Here is an 18,278-nt window from a genome sequence, read left to right as displayed (position 1 = left end):
CACCAAAGCCTTTACATGTGTTGCCCATAGTGTCGTCCCCGTATGGTCTTGACCGCAAGAGCCGAAGATCCCGGTCGATACCAGCTGCGGGTGCGAGTGAAACGGAATCCGGTGCAGGTTCGTTGTATCTGCGGATGGTGGCCGGAGGGCCGGTAGTCTTGAAAAGTAGCCCGCGTCGGGAGAAAGGAGGACCGTTATGAGCGCACCGGCACCCGCTCGCGCGATCGCGCTCCTCCGCCGTGCGGGCCTGTTCGCCGCCGTCGTGGCCCTGATCGCCGGGATTTTCGGCATGCACGTCATGACGGCCACACATGCCCTCCACTCCCCGGCCACCGCTGTCAGCGCCCATCAGCGCCCGGCCCCCGCCGGGCACACCGGAGGACATGCTCCCGGACCGGCGTCTTTCCCGGCCATGCCGGAGGCACAAGGTGATGACGGCGCCGCGACGGCTCAGTGCACCGAGTCTGGTAGCTGCACCGGCATGCAGTCCATGACCGGGTCCTGTACCCCGTCAGTGAAAACCGGGTCCCTGGCCGCGCCGCTGCCAGGTACCGGCATCATCAGCACAAACATGACCACTGGGGCCCTCATCGCGATCAGCGCGCAGTGGTCCTACAGTCCCGACTGTCCTTCCCCGGGCGATCTCTGCATCAGCAGAACGTAAAACGCGGCCCCGCGCTGTGACCTGACCGGCACCCGCCCCTGCCCGGCACTCCCCTGCGGAGAGCCCGGCGCACCACCGAAGCACACCCACCGTGGCGCTTCCGCGCCCGCTGATGTCTTGAAGGACTTAAATACCAATGATTACCAAGAAATTTCTGACCCTTTCCGCCGCCGCGATCGCTGCGGCCGTTGCCCTCGCCGGATGCTCAACCGGGACTTCCGGATCCTCCGCCGCCACGTCCAGCAGCACCGCTTCCACGGGCAGCTCCATGCCGGGCATGGACCACGGCGGCTCGGGGATGATGTCCAGCAGCGCACCTGCCGCCTCCACCGAGCACAACGACGCAGACACGATGTTCGCCCAGGGGATGATCCCGCATCACGAACAAGCCGTGGAAATGAGCGAGATGATGCTCGGTAAGAAGGGCATCCCGGCAGCCGTGACGGACCTGGCCACCCGGATCAAGGCCGCCCAGGCGCCGGAGATCGAAACGATGACCGGCTGGCTGAAGAGCTGGAACGAATCCGCGACCATGGGCGCCGGCCACAGCATGGACGGCATGATGGGCGAGAACGACCTGAAGCAGCTGGACGCCGCCCAGGGCACCGAAGCGGCCAAACTCTTCCTGAAGCAAATGATTACCCACCACCAGGGCGCTGTGATGATGGCCAAGACCGAAACGGCCCAGGGCAAGAACGCCGACGCGATCAAACTGAGCAAAGACATCGTGACCGCCCAGGAAGCGGAAATCCAGGAAATGCAGGACCTGCTGGCCACCCTGTAACCAACAGTCCTCCGGCGCCGGCCCTCACGGGCCGGCGCCCGTTCCCGCTCATCCCCACCAATCCCTGGAGCCTCCCATGCCCAATCCCTCCCGCCCCCGGATCCGTGGCTGCCGGCACCGGCCTCCTTCTTGCCCTGTCAGCGTGCAGCCCGTCCGCCGTTACAGGCTCAACCGCTCCGGCCAGCAGCACGGGCACGCCCCTTCCGGACGCCCACATTCACGGCCTGAGCGTCAGCAGCACCACCGGCCAGGTGCTCCTGGCCACCCACGAGGGCCTGTTTGACATGTCGAAACAGCCCGCCGCGAAAATCGGGGCCTCCAACGACCTGATGGGTTTCACGGGCGGCACGGACCACGGCGTCCTTTACGCTTCCGGACACCCCGGGAAGGGCTCCGATCTGCCCAGCCCGCTCGGGCTGATCAGATCCACCGACGGCGGTAGAAGCTGGGAACAGCTCTCCCGGCAAGGCGAATCGGACTTCCACGCGCTCACGGCCACCAAATCCGGAATTGTCGGCTTCGACGGCACACTGCGCACCAGCCCGGACGGGAAGAACTGGAATGCAGTGTCCACGGACTTCGTCCCGGCCATCCTCGCCGGAAACCCGACCAGCGACACCGTCCTGGCCACCACCGAGCAGGGGATCCAGCGCTCCACCGATGGCGGAAAGAGTTGGAGCGCGGTGAAGTCCGGACCCGTGATCCAGTCCGCCGCCTTCTCCGGACCCACGGAGGCCGTCGGAGTCGAACCCGACGGGACAGTCCACTACTCCGCGGACGCCGGCGCAACCTGGATCAGGAAGGGCCAAATCCAGGACACCGTCCAAGCTGTGGCCGCGGTCAAGGGCACCGGGGAAGACCTGTCGATCTGGGCCGCCACGGCTGACGGGATTGTTGTCTCCACCGACGGCGGGGCCACGTTCATGCCTGCTGGCGCTTCCTGAGCGCTGGTGCGTGACCCGTCCGTGCTCCTCGTCGGGGGTTCCGTCGTTGCCGCCGCCCTCGGGTTCTGGATTGCTTTCAACCGTTCGGTCCGGAGGGCGGCGTGGCTAGACCGTCTCGTCAAACCAGTCGCAGATAAGGGTGGCCGCTTCCTTGGGGTGGGAGCACATCCAGAACACTCCGCCGTTGACGTCCACGAACCTTTTCTTGATCGGGGGGAGCCGTCGATACAGGTCCGTCAGATATGACGGGTCGGTCCATCCTCTGGAGGGGACCAGAAACATCGTGGGGATTTCCAGGGCAGAGACTGGGCCAGGGGGCGCCGTGGAAACCAGGGACATGACCGCGGAAAGCGGGTACCACCGGTCGAAGCCGGGATCTTTTAGGTAGCCGTCCTTCACCAGGCGTGTCTCGCTCTCCTGGTTCCCTTCCATGTCGATCAGGCCTTCGAAGTCTAGGTAGAGCCAGATGGGAACCGGGGTCCAGGGAGCAATCCTGGACAGGATGCGGAGTGCGGGAAGGAACACCTTCCGTCGTCCGGCGGCGCCTCGGCCTGTCGAGACCGCCCGGAGGAACTGCGGCTCAGTCAGAACTGCCGGAGCGTTCTGATACACGGCGCTCTTGATACGCCCGCGGGAAAGTGCCAGATAGAAGACCGCGAACCCGCCGAGCCCTTCGCCAAAGACCCCGACCCTCTCGCTGTACGTGCCCGAGATATGGTCAACCGCAGCACTGTGCCGTCGCACGAGCTCACCGATGGTAGCCCCGCCGTGCTTGGGCATGATGAAGACGTTGTAACCCCTCAGATGCATCTGATAACCGAGCTCTGCGAACACGCGGGCGTGGCCTGCTGATCCAGGTGAGATCAGAATGTTGGGGGCGTCCCGGCTCTTTTCGAACGTCAGTAATTCAAAGCGTTCCGGGCCGGATACGAAAAACGATGTACCTAGTTTCCGGTCGATCACTTCCGCATCCGATTCAAGAACGTAATGACTCTTCCAATACCCCGTACTCCTCATTACTGCAGTTTCCTTCCCCCCGCAGGACCAGCGCAAGCTACCGACAGGCCAATATCCCGCCAGCAGCCATCCGTTCGAAACGCCTAAACAACCAAGAGTGTTGGAGCTCCCGGGCCGTCCAAACCTGCCACACTCACGCCGGGTGCAGACACGGGGCGGGGTCCCATCGAGTTGGCATCGGGCAGCACACATCGTGTTGACCCCACTTGGGCGCTGGAGGAGCATGATGGCGGGCGCGAGAGAGGAACCGGGGCAAGATGCTGCGAATACGAGGGATGGCATCGGCTGCCTTGTTCCGCATGATCCAGGCGGCGCTCGTCCCGGCGGGGATCATCGGTTACGTATGGGCTGTGCCGAAGTTGCTCATCGTCAGCCGGCGGACACGCGTGTCAGCGACCCTCTTCGCTTCGCTCTACACCCGATACATGCAGCACCGTCTGGGGACAAGGCCGGACGAACCGGCCGCGCGGCTCATGATGGTCATGCCCAACGTTTCCCGGCCCGGCTTCGGAATGGAGACCACGCCGACGCTGGCCGCCCATTTCGTGACCGGGTACCTTCCGAAGATCTACCGTTATCCGTACGAGGGCGAACCGCCCATGCATCACCAACAAAGCGCACGGACGACCTTCTTCGACGCCGCCCTCGCACAGCACCTGCCCGGCATCAACCAGCTGGTCATCCTCGGCGCAGGCATGGACACCCGAGTCCACAGACTGTCCCCGGAAGTCCATGTGCGGTGCTTCGAGATCGATCAGCCCAGGACCCAGTCGTTCAAGCTGAAGATGATGGAGACCGCGGGGCTTCCAACGAACCAGGCCACCTACGTCGCCGCCGATTTTCAGACCGAGGACTGGTTCGGGAAGCTTGCCGAGGCGGGCTTCGATCCTTCCCGGCCGTCGTTCTTCCTTTGGGAGGCGGTAACCATGTACCTGGACCGCGCCTCCGTTGAAGCAACGCTCCAACAGATAGCCCGCACAGCCCCTGGCAGCGTCATTGCCTTTGACTACTACGACGCCGGGTCCATCACATCGCCGACACCCTATATGCGGTACCTCCGGGCCGCGGCGGCGTTCGCAGGCGAACCGATCACGTTCGGGATCGACAACACACCCCCCGCCGGGGAACGCGCCGCGGAATACGTCGGGGCTTTCGGACTGACGATTGAGGAACACCGGAATTTCGGGAAGGAAACCCACCGGCGCCGGGCTCCTGCAGGTTTCGTGACAGCCACAGTCGGACGCGGGACTCCGGCACAAGCCGGCACGGTCGGCCCAACCTAAGATCAACCCCTACTATGCACAGCTGGGCGACACCCGGAAAATGGTCTCCGTCCCGTGCGGGGGGCTGACGGTGTGAGCATGACGAGTCTAGGGTGGGCCGTAACGGCCGGGCAGGCCGGCCGCACCCATCACCTAGTGACAGGAGCCGCATCATGACCCACCACATCGCTGCCATGCTCGATGCACACCCTCAGGCCGCCGAAACCCCCGAAAAAGCTGAATGCATCGCTGCTTGCTTTCAATGCGCGCAGACCTGCATAGCCTGCGCCGACGCATGTGTGGCCGAAGACATGGTCGCCGACCTCGCCTCATGCATCCGTTCGGATCTGGATTGCCCAGGGTGTGCACAATGTGCACACCTCTTTTTCACACTTCGGCGCCCCCCAAACCGAACTGCCTAGAGGGCAGTCAGGGCCGGGCAGTATTTCGCTCGAATATGATGAGATCGAACTGCATTCCCGCCCTTGAATTCCCGCCACTCCCCCGAAACATACTAATCCGGCCCAGTCCGGCCTAAGCACAACCCGATCCAATCCGACACGCCTATTTCAATTTGCGGCAGCACACCGACAGAAGCAGGCCACTACCGAATCACCACGACGAGCCATCAGTTCACATGACTCATTGCCGTTGGGGACTATGAGTTCTCAGTCGATTCCCGCCGACTAACTGCTTGGATTCAGCGCTGTCCTTCCTTCTCTTCGTACTCGCAAACCGGTGGCGAACCTAAGCGGTAACCGGCAGGTACGACGCCGCAAGGCGGCCATCGACTGCTGCAAGGAATTCTTCGGTGGTGAGCCAAGGCTGTTCAGGCCCGATGAGGAGCGCAAGGTCTTTGGTCATCTTTCCGGATTCGACCGTCCTGATGACCACGTCTTCCAAGGTTTCGGCGAAGCGCACCACGTCCGGCGTCTGGTCCAGCTTGCCCCGGTGACGCAGCGCGCCGGTCCACGCAAAGATGCAGGCGATGGGGTTCGTGGACGTGGGCCTGCCCTGCTGGTGCTGGCGGAAGTGCCGCGTGATCGTGCCGTGGGCGGCCTCCGCCACCACGGTTCTGCCGTCCGGCGTCATCAGCACGGAAGTCATCAGTCCGAGTGAACCGAATCCCTGGGCGACGATGTCCGACTGGACATCGCCGTCATAGTTTTTGCAGGCCCAAACGTAGCCACCCTCCCATTTGATGGCTGAGGCCACCATGTCATCGATCAGCCGGTGTTCGTAACCCAGTCCGGCGGCGTCGAACTGGGCCTTGAACTCGGTCTCGAACACCTCCTGGAACAGGTCCTTGAACTGGCCATCGTAGGCCTTGAGGATGGTGTTCTTCGTGGACAGGTAGACGGGGTAGTTCCGCTGCAGCCCGTAGGAGAAGGATGCGCGGGCGAAGTCTCGGATGGAGTCGTTGAAGTTGTACATGCCCATCGCCACGCCTCCTCCCTCCGGATACGTCACGACTTCCTGCCGGATCTCCTCTCCGCCGTCGGAAGGAGTGAAGGTCAGGGTCAAAGTCCCCGGCCCGGGTACTTTGAAGTTGGTGGCCCGGTATTGATCGCCAAAGGCGTGCCGGCCAATGATGATGGGTTTGTTCCACCCGGGAACCAGCCGGGGGATGTTGGAGATGATAATCGGTTCGCGGAACAGGACTCCGCCCAGGACGTTGCGCACTGTCCCGTTGGGCGAGGGCCACGTCTTCTTCAGCCCGAATTCCCGCACCCGCGCTTCATCTGGGGTGATGGTGGCGCATTTGACGCCTACCCTGTGCTTACGGATAGCATGCGCAGCGTCCAAGGTCACCTGGTCATTGGTCGCGTCCCGGTTTGCCAGGGAGAGATCAAAACTCTCCAGCTTGATGTTCAGATAAGGGGCTATGAGGCGGCCCTTGATAAACTGCCACAGGATATGGGTCATTTCGTCGCCATCGAGCTCCACCACAGAGCCCACGACGTCAATTTTCTCGAACGCAATCATAATTTTCCTTGCTGATGGTGGACTTCCGGGAGTTTAGGATTTTGGCCTATTGCCTGCGCGCTTGTGTCGAAACACCATGACGTCGTCGTCCGGCAGGAACAGTGCACGGCCTTTGCCGTTGTCCTGGATCAGCCAGAAGACGCTGCCGTCCAGCGCGAGCATGTCCACCCGGCCTGACGTCAGGGTCTTTCCGTTCCGATGCACGAGCTCCAGATCGTCCTTACGGGCCAGCTTTGTCCAGTTCAATACCGGTTCCAGCTGGGCATGCCTGGGCAGGCTGGACAGAAGACTGGCTGTTTGATGGTTGGGGATAGCCATGATTTGCTCCTTAGTTCAAATGGGGCGCGGCCGCAGCATCAGCTGTTCGTGTGGTTCAGGGTCCTGCGGAGGATCATGGGAATGACGCCGCCCACGGCGAGGAGTTCGCACTCGAGTCCGGTTTCGACGGCAGCTGCGGCGGTGAAGGGCTCTTCCGTTCCGTCGGCGCGGACGATGGCCGCGGCGATGTCGGCGCGGGGGTGGATCCTGTCTTCGCCGGCGTCGAGCCTGATCCGGTCGCCCGGCGCCAGGCTGAGGAGCTTGTCCCGCATGTCGGCGGGCATGAGTAGCGGGAGGATGCCCATGCCGATGAGGTTGGAGCGGTGGATCCGTTCGAAGCTGGCGGCGATGACTGCCCGGACGCCGAGCAGCCGCTGGGCCTTGGCTGCCCAGTCGCGGGACGATCCCATGCCGTAGCGTTCGCCGGCGACCATGACCACGGATTCGCCCTCTTCACGGTACCGCTGGGCGGCGTCCCAGATGGGCATGGTGACGCCCGACGGCGCGTGGATGGTCTGCGCCACTGGTGCCTCGGGATGGAGGAGGTTCTTGACTGATTTGTTGTGGAAGGCGCCGCGAACCATGACCTCCCAGTTACCGCGGCGCGAGGCAAAGACGTTCAGGTCAGCCCGGTCTTCTCCCCTTTCCACGAGGAAGTCCGCGACGTCGCTGTGCGGGGGGATGGCGCTGGCCGGGGAGATATGGTCGGTGGTGATGTCGTCGCCGAGCACCAGCAGCGGGTGGGCTGTGAAACCGCCCAGGAGGCTGCCTTCAGTCATGGCAGCGAACGGCGGCCGGCGCAGGATGGTCGACGCCGGATCCCACGGGTACTGCGCTCCGTCCGGGGCCTCGACGCGGCGCCACTGCGGATCCCGGCTGGCGATGACGAAGTCGCGGCGGAAATCGGCCGGGTCGTTGGCTTTCAGTACCAGCTCATCGATCTCGTCGCGGGTCGGCCACAAGTCCGTGAGATAGACCGGGGTGCCGCCCTCCAGGTGCTGGACGGGTTCGGCGCTGAGGTCGCGTTTGGCGTCGCCGGCCAGGGCAAAGGCCACCACCAGGGGCGGGGACATGATGAAGCTGAGTTCAACCTCGGGGTGCACCCGTCCGGGGAAGTTCCGGTTGCCGGAGAGAATGGCGACGGGTTCGCTCGCGCCGTCGTTCTGGGCCGTCGCAACCGCCGGTGTCAGGGGACCGGGGTTGCCGATGCACGTGGTGCAGCCGAAACCGACGATGTCGAATCCGACTGAGGCGAGATCCTTTGTCAGGTCGGCACGCTTGAGGTAGCTGGCCGCTGCGGGGGAACCGGGCGCCAGGGACGTCTTGACCCAATCGGGGACCTTCAGGCCGAGCTTTCTGGCGTTGCGGGCCAGCAGTCCGGCGGCGATCAGCAGGCGCGGGTCAGAGGTGTTGGTGCAGCTGGTGATGGCGGCCAGGGCAACGGGGAACTCCGGCAGCTCTCCGGTGCCGGGGAGTTTGGGGCCGGCCTCTTGTTCCAGGGCATTGCGGATACCGCCGTAGGGCAGGAGGTCCTGGGGGCGGCGTGGCCCGGCGGCGTGCATGGCAACTGCGGAGAGGTCGACGTCGATCACCCGCGTGTAGACGGGGGCTGCGTCCGGGTCAAACCAGATGCCTGCCTGCCGGGAGTAGGCCTCGACGAGGCGGGTTTGTTCCGCTGTGCGGCCGGTGCCGGCGAGGTAGTCCAGCGCCATCGCATCGATGGGGAAGTATCCGGTGGTCGCGCCGTATTCGGGGGCCATGTTCGCTACGACGGCCCGCTCCCCCACCGTCAGAGTGGACACGCCTGGGCCGAAGAACTCCACAAACTCCCCCGTGACGCCGACTTGGCGGAGGCGGTGGGTAATGGTCAGCGCCAGGTCCGTGGCGAGGGTTCCGGTGCGGAGTTCACCGGTGAGCCGGACGCCGACGACGTCGGGGATCCGCAAGGTGGCCGGCATCCCGAACATCACGGTCTGGGCTTCCAGGCCGCCGACGCCCCAGCCGAGAACGCCGAGGCCGTTGATCATCGGGGTGTGGCTGTCGGTACCCACCATCATGTCCGGGACAGCCCACCGTTCCCCGTCCTTCTCAATGGTGGTCACCACGGTGGCGAGCTGTTCGAGGTTGATGGTGTGCATGATGCCGGTTCCCGGCGGGTTGATGTGCACATCGTTCATCGCTTTCGACGCCCATTTCAGGAACTGGTAGCGTTCCCGGTTCCGGCGGATTTCGTGTTTGATGTTCCGGGCTGCGGCGTCGGCGCGACCGTATTCCTCCACCGCCAGTGAATGGTCGATCGATACGTCCACCCGCAGCAGCGGGTTCAGTTCCATCGGATCGGCACCGCATTCGGCCAGGGTGTCGCGCATCGCGGCGATGTCCACCAGCGCCGGGGTGCTGGTGGTGTCATGCATCAGCACCCGGGTGGGCAGGAACTCAATCTCAGCGGTGCTGGTTGCGGTGTCCAACCAGCGGCGCAATGCGTCCATGGCGCGCTCCCGCTCCAGCCCGGTCATGTTCCGCTGAACGTTCTCGGCCAGCAGTCTCAGGACGATGGGCAGGCGGACATAGTCCGGCCCGACAGCGCCTTCAATGTCGACCGCCCGGAGCACCTCGCCGTTAACTTCGAGGTGGGTAACGGATGGATTGGAACCGGCGGCGGTGGCGATGCTCATAGTGGACACTTTCTCGAACAGGATGGGGCCTGATTAAATTATAGGCTATAACCTCTGCTGCGAGTGGTAATGCCGTGGAAGTTTTTGGGGCCGGCGGGGAAGTTGCTCAGGGCTGGCTTCCCCGCCGGGACTTGGGGTGGCCTAGTGCGTGACAGCCATCAGTTCAGCGACGTCCTTCGAGACGACGTTCGCACGAGGGTAGAGGCGCACGGCCTCGGCCGGCACCACGAGTCGGACTGCCCCGGTGAGCCCGCCGGTGGTGCTGTCCACCAGGAGGGTTTTGCTGCCGTATTTGAGGTCGTATTCGTAACGTGAGCCCACGTAGGAGGTGGTCATGATGTCAGCGCTGAGGACGATGGCATCCGCGGGTACGTCGGCGCCGCGGTTGGTCAGGAAGACTTTTTCCGGCCGGAAGGCCACGGTGACGAGGTCTCCGGTGGCTGCGTCCTCGCTGACGGCGACGTTGATGGTTTCGCCGCTCTCTTCGAGTCGGACGGTTGCTGCACCGCCCCGGGCGGCGACAACGGTGCCGTCGATGAAGTTGGAGCGGCCGATGAAGGCGGCGACTTCGGCGGTGGCGGGGCGTTCGTAGATTTCGTGCGGCGGGGCGACCTGGAGCATGTGGCCGTTGGACATCACGGCGATGCGGTCGCTCATGGCCAGGGCTTCTTCCTGGTCGTGGGTGACGTAGACGGTGGTGATGCCCAGTTCGGACTGTAGCCGCTTGAGCCAGACCCGGGCCTGCTCGCGGAGTTTGGCGTCGAGGTTCGACAGCGGCTCATCAAGGAGCAGGACCTTGGGCGAATAGACCAGAGCCCGGGCGAGGGCAACGCGCTGTTGCTGGCCGCCGGAGAGCTGGTGCGGGTAGCGGTGCGCCAGGTGGGCCAGGCCCACCTTGTCCAGGGCGTCGTGGATCAGGGTCTTCTGCTCGGCCTTGGGGACTTTGCGGATGTTCAGCGGCATGGCCAGGTTCCCGGCCAGGGTCATGTGCGGCCAAAGCGCGTAAGACTGGAACACCATGCCCAGGTTGCGCTCTTCCGGGGGCACGAACTTGTTCGAGGAGTCGTCGACCAGGACGGTGCTGCCGACGGCGATGGAGCCCGAGGTGGGCTGTTCCAGCCCGGCGAGGCAGGACAGGGTGGTGGACTTGCCGCAGCCGGACGGGCCCAGGAGGGTGAAGAACTCCCCGTCCTTGATGGTGAAGCTCACTTCGTGGAGGACGGTGTTGCCTCCGAAGTCTTTGCGGAGGTTCTTGACGACGACGTCAGGCATCTTTTTTACCTTTCATGAGCAGGCCGGCGACGCCGACGAAGACTGCGGTGATGACGATCTGGATGGTGGCCAGGGCGGCCACCGATCCGGTGTTGCCCTGGACCCAGAGCTCGAGCATGGTGGTGCCGATGACGGCGGTATCGGCTGAGCCGAGGAAGATCGCCGGGGAGTATTCCTTCATCATCACGACAAAGGTCAGGACCATGGCGGCGACAAAGGCGGGGGTGAGGAGCTTGACGAGGATGCGCAGGAACATCCGCAGCCAGTCTGCGCCGTTGACCCGGGCGGCGTTGTCCAGTTCCTCCCCGATCTGCATCACAGCCGGAGAGATGGACCCGAAAGCACTGGGCAGGGCGCGCAGGCCGAAGCCGATGATGATGGCCCAGATGGTGCCCTGGACCAGGGAACCCATGTTGAAGGGCAGGAACGCGAAGGCCCAGAACAGGCCGATGCCGATGATCAGGCCGGGCATCGCCTGCGGGGCAAGGGCCAGGTATTCGATGACCTTGCGGTACCGGAACGTGGAGCGCTTGGAGACGACCACGGCGACGACGGCCAGGACGCTGACCAGGACGGCGCCGACACCGGCGACGATGAGGCTGTTCCGGATCGATCCGACGTAGGCCGGGAATTCGAAGATGCGCTGGTAGTTGCCCATGGTCAGCGAGAGCAGCGGGTTCTGCAGCGGGGTGAAGATCTTGGTGAAGGACCGCATCACCAGGCCCAGGATCGGAACCAGGGCGCCGATGACCACGTAGACGGAGATGAACGCGACGAACAGCCATTTGATCCAGCCCAGGTCCAGAAGCCGCGGCCGGGTGGCCTTGCCGCGGACCGAGACGAACCGCTTGGCGTCTTTGAGAAGTTTGGCCTGAACGGCGACCAGCAGCACGGTGACCAGCAGGATGATGGTCGAGGCTGCACCCAGGATCCCGTAGTCGGGATCAATGGACTGCAGCCCGTTCTTATAGAGGAAGGTCGCGAAGACGGTGATGTCCACGGGCTGGCCGTAGAGCAGAGGGATGGACAGGGTTTCAATCGACATGCTGAACACCAGCACCGAGCTGTAGACGATGGGCGGGCGCAGCATCGGGATGATGACGGACCACAGGATGCGGAACGGTCCGGCACCCACGGTCTGGGCTGCGCCTTCGAGGGAGGCGTCGGAGTTGCGCAGGGCGTTGGCGCAGAACATGTAGGCGATCGGTGCCAGCGCGACGGCTTCGGTGAGCGCCATGCCGGGGAGGGTGTAGAGGTCCCAGGGCAGGAAGCCCAGCACACGCCTGACCTCAACGCTGGCGAAGCCGGCAGGTCCGTACATGGTGATCCAGCCGAACCCCAGGATCAGGGAGGAGATGAAGAACGGCCACTGCATGGCCGCCCCGAAGAATTTCCGGCCCGGGATGTTGGTCCGGATGACCACGATGGCCATGGGGACTGCGATCAGGAGGGTCATGACGGTTGTCATGACGGCGAACAGGATCGTGTTCAGGGCCACGGAGCCGAAGTCGGCTTCGGTGAAGAGTCGGATGTAGTTCTCCGCGGTGAACAGACCGCCCTCCTCGTACAGAGGACGGTCCATCACCGACTGGTACAGCGTGGGGACCACAGGGGCAAGGACCAGGAGCGCCAGGACGATAATGGTTGCCCAGAAAAGCAGCTGGCTGCGGTCGGCGCCGAGGATTCTGCGGTACTTCGGTGCCGGATAGTCCGGCCGCTGCGTGGCCGCCTGGGCCGGCGGCCTTGTATCAGGAATTGTTGTCATGAGATCTCTTCCGGTCCTTGCTTGGTCAGTTACGGGTGCTTACTTTTTGAGGCTGTTCCAGCGCTCGGTGAAGGCGGCCGTTTCGGCCTCGGAAACCTTCTCGAAGGGAACGGAAATGATGTTCTCCTCCCCCACTGCCTTCACGATGTCCGCGTAGGTGTAGGTGAACTCAACGGGATTGACGCCCTCACGGAAGGACGAGAGCCCGCCTTCCTGGATGGCCTGCTGGCCTTCGGCGGACAGCGTGAAGTCCATAAAGAGCTTTGCGGTGGCAGCGTGCGGGGCCTTCGCGGCAATGCCCAAGCCGCGGGGCAGAACCACGGTGCCGTCGTCGGGCAGTGCAATCTTGAACAGCCCCGCAGAGTCCTTTACTACCTGGAAGGCCGGAGCGGCACTGACCAGGCCACTGGCCACATACTCACCGGCCAGGACTTTCTCAGTGGCCGAGGAACTCTCGGGCCGTGACAGGGGAAGGATGGTGGCCAGGGAGTCCCATGCCTCCGGCTTTGCCTTCGTCAGGGCGTGGAAGACGGTGAAGCCGAACGCCCCCTTGATGTCACGGATGCCAATCTTGTCCTGAAACTGGGACGGGTTGGCCTTCGCCTGCTTCGCCAGCGAGGCCAGACCGGTGGGCGCTTCGGTCATCAGGGCGGTGTTGTAGGTGATCGTCATGGCATCCGCGGACATGGCCGTCACGCCCGGCAGCAGGTTGGCAAATTCCGGAACCTTAGTCAGTTCCGGCGACGTGTACTGGGTCAGGCCGTCCCCGCGTGCCGCGAAGTCTGCCCATGCACCGGCCGCATTGGTGACCAGGATGTCAGTCGGTGAGTTACCGGTGGCGCTCTCGCTCAGGACCCGCTGGAAGACCTCGTCTGAACCGAGGTTGTTCGCTGAAATGTCCTTGACGAACGGGTACTTCTTTTTGAAGTCGCGGAACACCGGCGCCCAGTTTTCCTGGTCCGTGTTCGAGTAGACCGTGAGTTCGCCACCCTCCTTCTCCGCCGCAGCGACCAGTTCCTTATAGTCGGCCGGGTAATAGTCGGGGTACTGGCCCGCGGCAATCGAGTTCTCCGGCGCGGGCGCTGCCGCCGGCGTCGACCCTCCACAGGCGGTCAAGGTCAGGGCAACGGCTGATGCGACGCCGGCTGCCGCGTACTTGAAGAAAGCACGAGACAGGGGCTGTGATGTGCAGCGGGTTTTGGACGCCGTCATGGCTGTCTCTCCTTTGAGCAAAGCAACGGGGATGTGGCGGCGGAAACATTCGATGTGACCCGACTCACGTAACTATAGCTTATAACCTATAGCGCTCCACTAGGGGCCTAACCAGGAGAATTCACATGACCGTCAAAGACGACCCGGGTCAAACACTTTTCGAGAAAAGGACCATCCGCAAGATCACCCTGCGGATCATCCCGTTTATCTTCGTTCTGTACATCGTCAACTACATCGACCGCGCCAACATCGGCTACGCGTCCCTGCAGATGAACGCCGAACTGGGCCTCACCAGCCAGGCCTTCGGACTCGCCGCGGGCCTCTTTTTTATCGGCTACTTCCTCTTTGAAGTCCCCAGCAACGTAGCCCTCGCAAAGTTCGGCGCCAGGCGCTGGATCGCCCGGATTCTGGTTACCTGGGGCATCCTCGCCGTCCTGATGGGTTTCGTGCAGAACGACATCCAGCTCTACATCATCCGGTTCCTGCTCGGCGTCGCGGAAGCCGGGTTCTTCCCCGGCATCATCATCTACCTGAGCTTCTGGTTCCGCGGCAAAGAGCTTGCGACCACCATCGCCCTGTTCGTTGCATCCATCCCGGTGTCGTACATCATCGCCTCCCCCCTGAGCACCTGGATCATGCACACCATCAGCTGGGCGGACATGAGCGGCTGGCGCTGGATGTTCATCCTCGAAGGCCTCCCGGCAGTCATCCTCGGCGTCGTCTGCTACTTCGTCCCCACCGAACGCCCGAAGGACGCCAAGTGGCTGACGGCCAAGGAACGCGACTGGATCACCACAGAACTTAAGAACGAACAGGCTGCGAAGAAGGGCACTACCCTGCACCTGAGCATTTGGAAAACCCTGGCCAACCCCAAGGTTCTCTACCTCGGTGCCATCTACTTCGTCTACCAGGTGGGCAGCCTTGGCGTCGGATACTGGCTGCCGCAGATCATCAAGGGCCTGTCCGGTACCTTGGACACAACCCAGATCGGCCTCATCGGCATGATTCCATATGTTGTGGCCACCGTGGCAATGATCTGGTGGTCCCGCCGTTCCGACCGGAAGAACGAACGCAAGATGCACAGCTACATCCCCATGGGCGTCGCCGCCGTCGCGATGTTCCTGGCCGCCATCCTGGAATCGCCGTTCCTCGTCATTGCCTCGATCAGTATCGCCTTGGCCGGCCTCTACGCGTTCAAGTCGCCGTTCTGGGCTGTTCCCAGCCAGTTCCTCTCGGTCGCCACTGCAGGGACCGCCATCGCCGCGATCAACTCCATCGGCAACCTCGGCGGTTTCGTCGGCCCCTTCGCTCAGGGAATGATCATCGAGGCCACGGGCTCCCCGACAGCAGGCCTCTACTTTTTCGCAGGCCTCCTCGTTGTCTCCACGGCCATGATGGTCGCCATCCGGCTGCGCAAACCCGCAACCCCGGCGGAGACCCCGGCGGATAATGCCGCCGTCGAGGCGGTCCGCTGAGGTGAAGGCCCCCACCGTTGCCTATGTCGGCTCCCGCACAACACCTGAACGAGGTACCGGCGCCGGCATCAGTAGCTTCATCATCACCGACGGCCGGTGGACCCTCCTGGAGGAGACACCGGCCGTCAACCCCGGCTACCTCGTCATTGATCCGGTCTCCCAGGTGTTGCACGCAGCGAGCGGAGACCACGACTACATCACCTCCTACCGCATGAACGACGATGGAAAGCTGAAGGAGCTGGGACGCCAGCCCACTCTGGGAACGAACCCGGCACACACGTGCCTGGATCCCAGCGGAAGGTACGTCCTGGTGGTCAACCACACCAGCGGCTCAGTGGTCAGCCTGCCCATCCTCCCCGATGGAACCCTCGGACCGGTTGCCGGGCAACTGAAACTCGCCGGCGACCCAGGCCCGCACCGCACGGATCAAACCGGTGCGAAACCCCACCAAGTGGTGTTCTCCCCTGTCGGGGACTATTTCCTTGTCCCCGACAAAGGCCTGGACACCATCTTCACCTGTGCGCTCGATGCCGAAACCGGCCGTCTGGAGCTTGCTGGACGCCTCCGTCTGCGGGAGTTCAGCGGACCGCGGCACGTGGTCTTCCACCCACATCACCCGGTGGCGTACGCCATCAACGAACTCGACTCCACCGTCATCGTCCTCGACTGCAGCTCGCCGGAAAGTCTTCGTCCCCTGCAGTACCTTCCGACAATCGAAGTCTCCGACACCAGGGACAGCAGAGCGGCAGAAGTGGTGATCAGTGCCGATGGGCGGTTCCTTTACGCCAGCAACCGCAGCGGCGCAGGCGACAAAACCCCCGGGGGGCCGGGAAGTGACACCATTGCCGTTTATGCCGTGAAAGCGGACGGCACCCTTTCCCCCGCCGCGTGGACTCCAAGCGGCGGAATTCGCCCACGCTTCATCACCCTTAGCGGGGACGGGACGACCCTCTATGCTGCGAATGAGAAAAGCAACTCAATCGATGCGATCGAAATCGACGTGGATTCCGGCCTCCCGCTTTCCGGCCGCCGGGTTGTCCAAACAGGCTCCCCGGTTTGCATCGTCTTTGCCACACGTGTTGCGGAATAACGCTCAAAGCCCGCAGTACTATAGGACATAGCCTATCCGGGGACCGCCGTCGGCAGCCCCCGGAAAGCCCTCACGTATAAGGAGTAAACGGTGGCAAACCCGGCCGTAGCACTATCCAAAAACGCCTACGCCTACGAGGAACTGCGCCGCCAGATACTGACCGGGGAAATTCCCCAGGGCTCTGTCCTCAACCAGGCGCAGTTGGCACAGGAAATCGGGGTCAGCACCACCCCACTGCGCGAAGCACTCCGTCGCCTTGCCGCCGAAGGCCTCGTTCAGCTCGAATCGCACCGCGACGCCCGGGTGGCCTCGCTCACCGCAGACGAGGCCCGGGACCTGTACGTCATCCGCGAAAACCTGGACCCGCTGGCGGCCGGTCTCGCGGCCGAGAGCCGAACCGATGCGGACATCGCCCGTATCAAAACGACCCTCAAACAGCTGACCCCCCTGCGCGACGCAGCCGACCTCGGAGCGATGACTGTTCACCGGGAATTCCACCGCGCCATCTACACCGCGTCACACAACCCCCTCCTGATAGGCATTCTGGAAGGCCTATGGGACAAGGCCGACCGCTACCGCCAAATCGGACTTCAAAGCCAGAAAGACTCCGAAAAAGACCGGATCCGTGTGAAGGAAGAGCACATTCAAATCGCCGATGCGGTCATCGCGGGAGACGCCGTTCGGGCCCGCGAAATAATGCAGCGCCACGTCGTGGGCAGCCTCGGCCGAAGAGCCATATCAGTGCTCGCAGAAGTCTAGGTCCAGTCTCCAAACAGGACTCGATACGCTCCTGCGGATCCTATCCAAAAGGTCTAGCAAAGCCCGCTCTGCTACCTTGGACGTTCCGCTGGCTGCGGGACAACCGCCGGTTGGCGCTGGTTTGGTGCGGCTTGAGAGACGGGGCAGCGAGACACCTCGCGCCCCTGTACGGCGGCGGTTCAAAGCGTCTCAATCATTTGTCTTCCAACTCTAGGTTTGCGGGACAGCCCCGTGTGCCCATGACCCGCTGCGTGGTGCGCCGGCCATCTTCGCCAGCACGCGCCCAGAGCGGTCAAAGTGCAGGCTCAGGTAGTCAACCAGATTGCCGCGCGTCCAGAACACGAACCGGCCATGACGGGTCCATCGACGCGGAATTCCAAGGAAGAAAGTCCGGATCCCACACAACTGCACTTTTCCGACGGCTCGTGCGCCAGCCACAGAGACTCCCGGAGAGGCTCCCGCTGAAACCCGGAATATCCTACAAAACCGCCGGTCTGGGCCGCAAAGTCATGTCGCCTGCAAGAGATACCTGCATGAAGCCGTGAAGACAGAACCATGATCAACCAAAATGCAGGCCGAAAAGCCGCCCGCGGACAAAGGTGTGCACAATGTGCACACCCTCTTTGGCCGGACAAACACCGAAGAGCGCACTCTACCTGGCTCGCCGAAGGCAGCGATCCGAGGAAGATCCTCGAAGAAAGTTCGTCTTGGTCATGTCGTCACCACAACTCCTGGCCATGAATGAGTGAGGACCAACATGTGGGCCCCGGAACTGGGGCAGCGCAGATTGCAGTGCTCGACGATGTCCTGCAGCAGGATGCAGGTGTGCTGTGTCTGCATGGCCGGAAGGCCACAGGCGTACGCCTCCGGCACCGGCCGGTAGTTGTCCGCCTGGTCCGGGATGTGCTGTTTGGTGGGCGCCTGCCACTTCTCCAGGTAGCGCAGGATTTCCGGCGATTCGTCGTACAGGGTGCGCACCAGGCCGTGGTCGGGGCAGCCGCGTTCGAGCCACACGCGATCATCCCGGATGAGCAGCACCCCGAACAGGCGCCGCA

General features: G+C 63.3%; 15 protein-coding genes and 1 pseudogene. 8 read left to right on the top strand and 8 right to left on the bottom strand.

Translation table 11 applies throughout. The features are described 5' to 3' along the window. The first annotated feature begins 196 nt into the window (after positions 1-196). The 3 genes from PV761_RS21150 to PV761_RS21140 all read left to right on the top strand — a co-directional run bounded on the left by PV761_RS21150 (position 197) and on the right by PV761_RS21140 (position 2,392). Entirely contained in the window at positions 197-664 is a 468-nt protein-coding gene (locus PV761_RS21150) for a hypothetical protein (protein WP_347899582.1), read from the top strand. A 136-nt stretch (positions 665-800) separates the two neighbouring features. Next, the gene (locus PV761_RS21145; protein ID WP_347899581.1) at positions 801-1,448 is read left to right on the top strand and encodes a DUF305 domain-containing protein; all 648 of its coding nucleotides are present in this window, start codon (positions 801-803) and stop codon (positions 1,446-1,448) included. Positions 1,449-1,552: 104 nt separating this feature from the next. Beyond that, positions 1,553-2,392 (top strand): F510_1955 family glycosylhydrolase, encoded by an 840-nt coding sequence (locus tag PV761_RS21140; protein WP_347899580.1) that lies wholly within the window; start codon positions 1,553-1,555, stop codon positions 2,390-2,392. A 105-nt stretch (positions 2,393-2,497) separates the two neighbouring features. On the opposite strand, the gene PV761_RS21135 is transcribed toward PV761_RS21140, so the two are convergent. Then, positions 2,498-3,409 (bottom strand): hypothetical protein, encoded by a 912-nt coding sequence (locus PV761_RS21135; RefSeq protein ID WP_347899579.1) that lies wholly within the window; start codon positions 3,407-3,409, stop codon positions 2,498-2,500. A 257-nt stretch (positions 3,410-3,666) separates the two neighbouring features. Here PV761_RS21135 and PV761_RS21130 point away from each other — a divergent pair, with 257 nt between their 5' ends. Then, positions 3,667-4,692 (top strand): class I SAM-dependent methyltransferase, encoded by a 1,026-nt coding sequence (locus PV761_RS21130; RefSeq protein WP_347899578.1) that lies wholly within the window; start codon positions 3,667-3,669, stop codon positions 4,690-4,692. A 152-nt stretch (positions 4,693-4,844) separates the two neighbouring features. Beyond that, positions 4,845-5,027: pseudogene (locus tag PV761_RS21125) on the top strand (four-helix bundle copper-binding protein); the annotation flags it as partial. A 391-nt stretch (positions 5,028-5,418) separates the two neighbouring features. Here the strand turns inward: PV761_RS21125 and PV761_RS21120 are convergent. From PV761_RS21120 to PV761_RS21095, 6 genes are all read right to left on the bottom strand, one after another. After that, positions 5,419-6,657, bottom strand: coding sequence for an NADP-dependent isocitrate dehydrogenase (locus tag PV761_RS21120; RefSeq protein WP_347899577.1), 1,239 nt, complete (start codon positions 6,655-6,657; stop codon positions 5,419-5,421). 33 nt (positions 6,658-6,690) lie between these two features. Next, positions 6,691-6,975 (bottom strand): hypothetical protein, encoded by a 285-nt coding sequence (locus PV761_RS21115; protein WP_347899576.1) that lies wholly within the window; start codon positions 6,973-6,975, stop codon positions 6,691-6,693. A gap of 38 nt (positions 6,976-7,013) precedes the next feature. After that, entirely contained in the window at positions 7,014-9,650 is a 2,637-nt protein-coding gene (gene acnA, locus PV761_RS21110; RefSeq protein ID WP_347899575.1) for an aconitate hydratase AcnA, read from the bottom strand. 141 nt (positions 9,651-9,791) lie between these two features. Then, positions 9,792-10,922: an ABC transporter ATP-binding protein gene (locus tag PV761_RS21105; RefSeq protein ID WP_347899574.1), complete on the bottom strand. Its 1,131-nt coding sequence runs from the start codon at positions 10,920-10,922 to the stop codon at positions 9,792-9,794. After that, positions 10,915-12,687 carry an iron ABC transporter permease gene (locus tag PV761_RS21100; RefSeq protein ID WP_347899573.1) on the bottom strand — a complete coding sequence of 591 codons (1,773 nt, stop codon included), beginning with the start codon at positions 12,685-12,687 and terminating at the stop codon, positions 10,915-10,917. Before PV761_RS21100 ends, PV761_RS21105 begins: the two co-directional genes overlap by 8 nt. 39 nt (positions 12,688-12,726) lie before the next feature. Then, the gene (locus PV761_RS21095; protein ID WP_347899572.1) at positions 12,727-13,899 is read right to left on the bottom strand and encodes an extracellular solute-binding protein; all 1,173 of its coding nucleotides are present in this window, start codon (positions 13,897-13,899) and stop codon (positions 12,727-12,729) included. Between the two features lie 125 nt (positions 13,900-14,024). Here PV761_RS21095 and PV761_RS21090 point away from each other — a divergent pair, with 125 nt between their 5' ends. From PV761_RS21090 to PV761_RS21080, 3 genes are all read left to right on the top strand, one after another. Next, complete coding sequence (locus PV761_RS21090; protein ID WP_347899571.1) at positions 14,025-15,374, top strand: MFS transporter; 1,350 nt, start codon at positions 14,025-14,027, stop codon at positions 15,372-15,374. Between the two features lies 1 nt (position 15,375). Next, the gene (locus PV761_RS21085) at positions 15,376-16,464 is read left to right on the top strand and encodes a lactonase family protein (RefSeq protein ID WP_347899570.1); all 1,089 of its coding nucleotides are present in this window, start codon (positions 15,376-15,378) and stop codon (positions 16,462-16,464) included. A 90-nt stretch (positions 16,465-16,554) separates the two neighbouring features. Next, the gene (locus PV761_RS21080) at positions 16,555-17,223 is read left to right on the top strand and encodes a GntR family transcriptional regulator (protein WP_347899569.1); all 669 of its coding nucleotides are present in this window, start codon (positions 16,555-16,557) and stop codon (positions 17,221-17,223) included. A 711-nt stretch (positions 17,224-17,934) separates the two neighbouring features. Here the strand turns inward: PV761_RS21080 and PV761_RS21075 are convergent. Then, positions 17,935-18,237, bottom strand: a complete 303-nt coding sequence (locus PV761_RS21075) for a hypothetical protein (RefSeq protein ID WP_347899568.1) — start codon at positions 18,235-18,237, stop codon at positions 17,935-17,937. Between the last annotated feature and the right edge of the window lie 41 nt (positions 18,238-18,278).

It is taken from the genome of Arthrobacter sp. CC3 (assembly GCF_039907775.1).
Lineage (GTDB): Bacteria > Actinomycetota > Actinomycetes > Actinomycetales > Micrococcaceae > Arthrobacter.
Note: the sequence above shows the minus strand (reverse complement) of the source record. Positions and strands in the feature narration are given on the sequence as shown.

Excerpts from the sequence above, each read along its gene's own strand:
- PV761_RS21150 (WP_347899582.1), top strand. The coding sequence starts at position 197 with ATGAGCGCACCGGCACCCGCTCGCGCGATCGCGCTCCTCCGCCGTGCG.
- PV761_RS21145 (WP_347899581.1), top strand. The coding sequence starts at position 801 with ATGATTACCAAGAAATTTCTGACCCTTTCCGCCGCCGCGATCGCTGCG.
- PV761_RS21115 (WP_347899576.1), bottom strand. The coding sequence starts at position 6,975 with ATGGCTATCCCCAACCATCAAACAGCCAGTCTTCTGTCCAGCCTGCCC.
- PV761_RS21090 (WP_347899571.1), top strand. The coding sequence starts at position 14,025 with ATGACCGTCAAAGACGACCCGGGTCAAACACTTTTCGAGAAAAGGACC.
- PV761_RS21120 (WP_347899577.1), bottom strand. The coding sequence starts at position 6,657 with ATGATTGCGTTCGAGAAAATTGACGTCGTGGGCTCTGTGGTGGAGCTC.
- PV761_RS21135 (WP_347899579.1), bottom strand. The coding sequence starts at position 3,409 with ATGAGGAGTACGGGGTATTGGAAGAGTCATTACGTTCTTGAATCGGAT.
- PV761_RS21100 (WP_347899573.1), bottom strand. The coding sequence starts at position 12,687 with ATGACAACAATTCCTGATACAAGGCCGCCGGCCCAGGCGGCCACGCAG.
- PV761_RS21105 (WP_347899574.1), bottom strand. The coding sequence starts at position 10,922 with ATGCCTGACGTCGTCGTCAAGAACCTCCGCAAAGACTTCGGAGGCAAC.
- acnA (WP_347899575.1), bottom strand. The coding sequence starts at position 9,650 with ATGAGCATCGCCACCGCCGCCGGTTCCAATCCATCCGTTACCCACCTC.
- PV761_RS21130 (WP_347899578.1), top strand. The coding sequence starts at position 3,667 with ATGCTGCGAATACGAGGGATGGCATCGGCTGCCTTGTTCCGCATGATC.
- PV761_RS21095 (WP_347899572.1), bottom strand. The coding sequence starts at position 13,899 with ATGACGGCGTCCAAAACCCGCTGCACATCACAGCCCCTGTCTCGTGCT.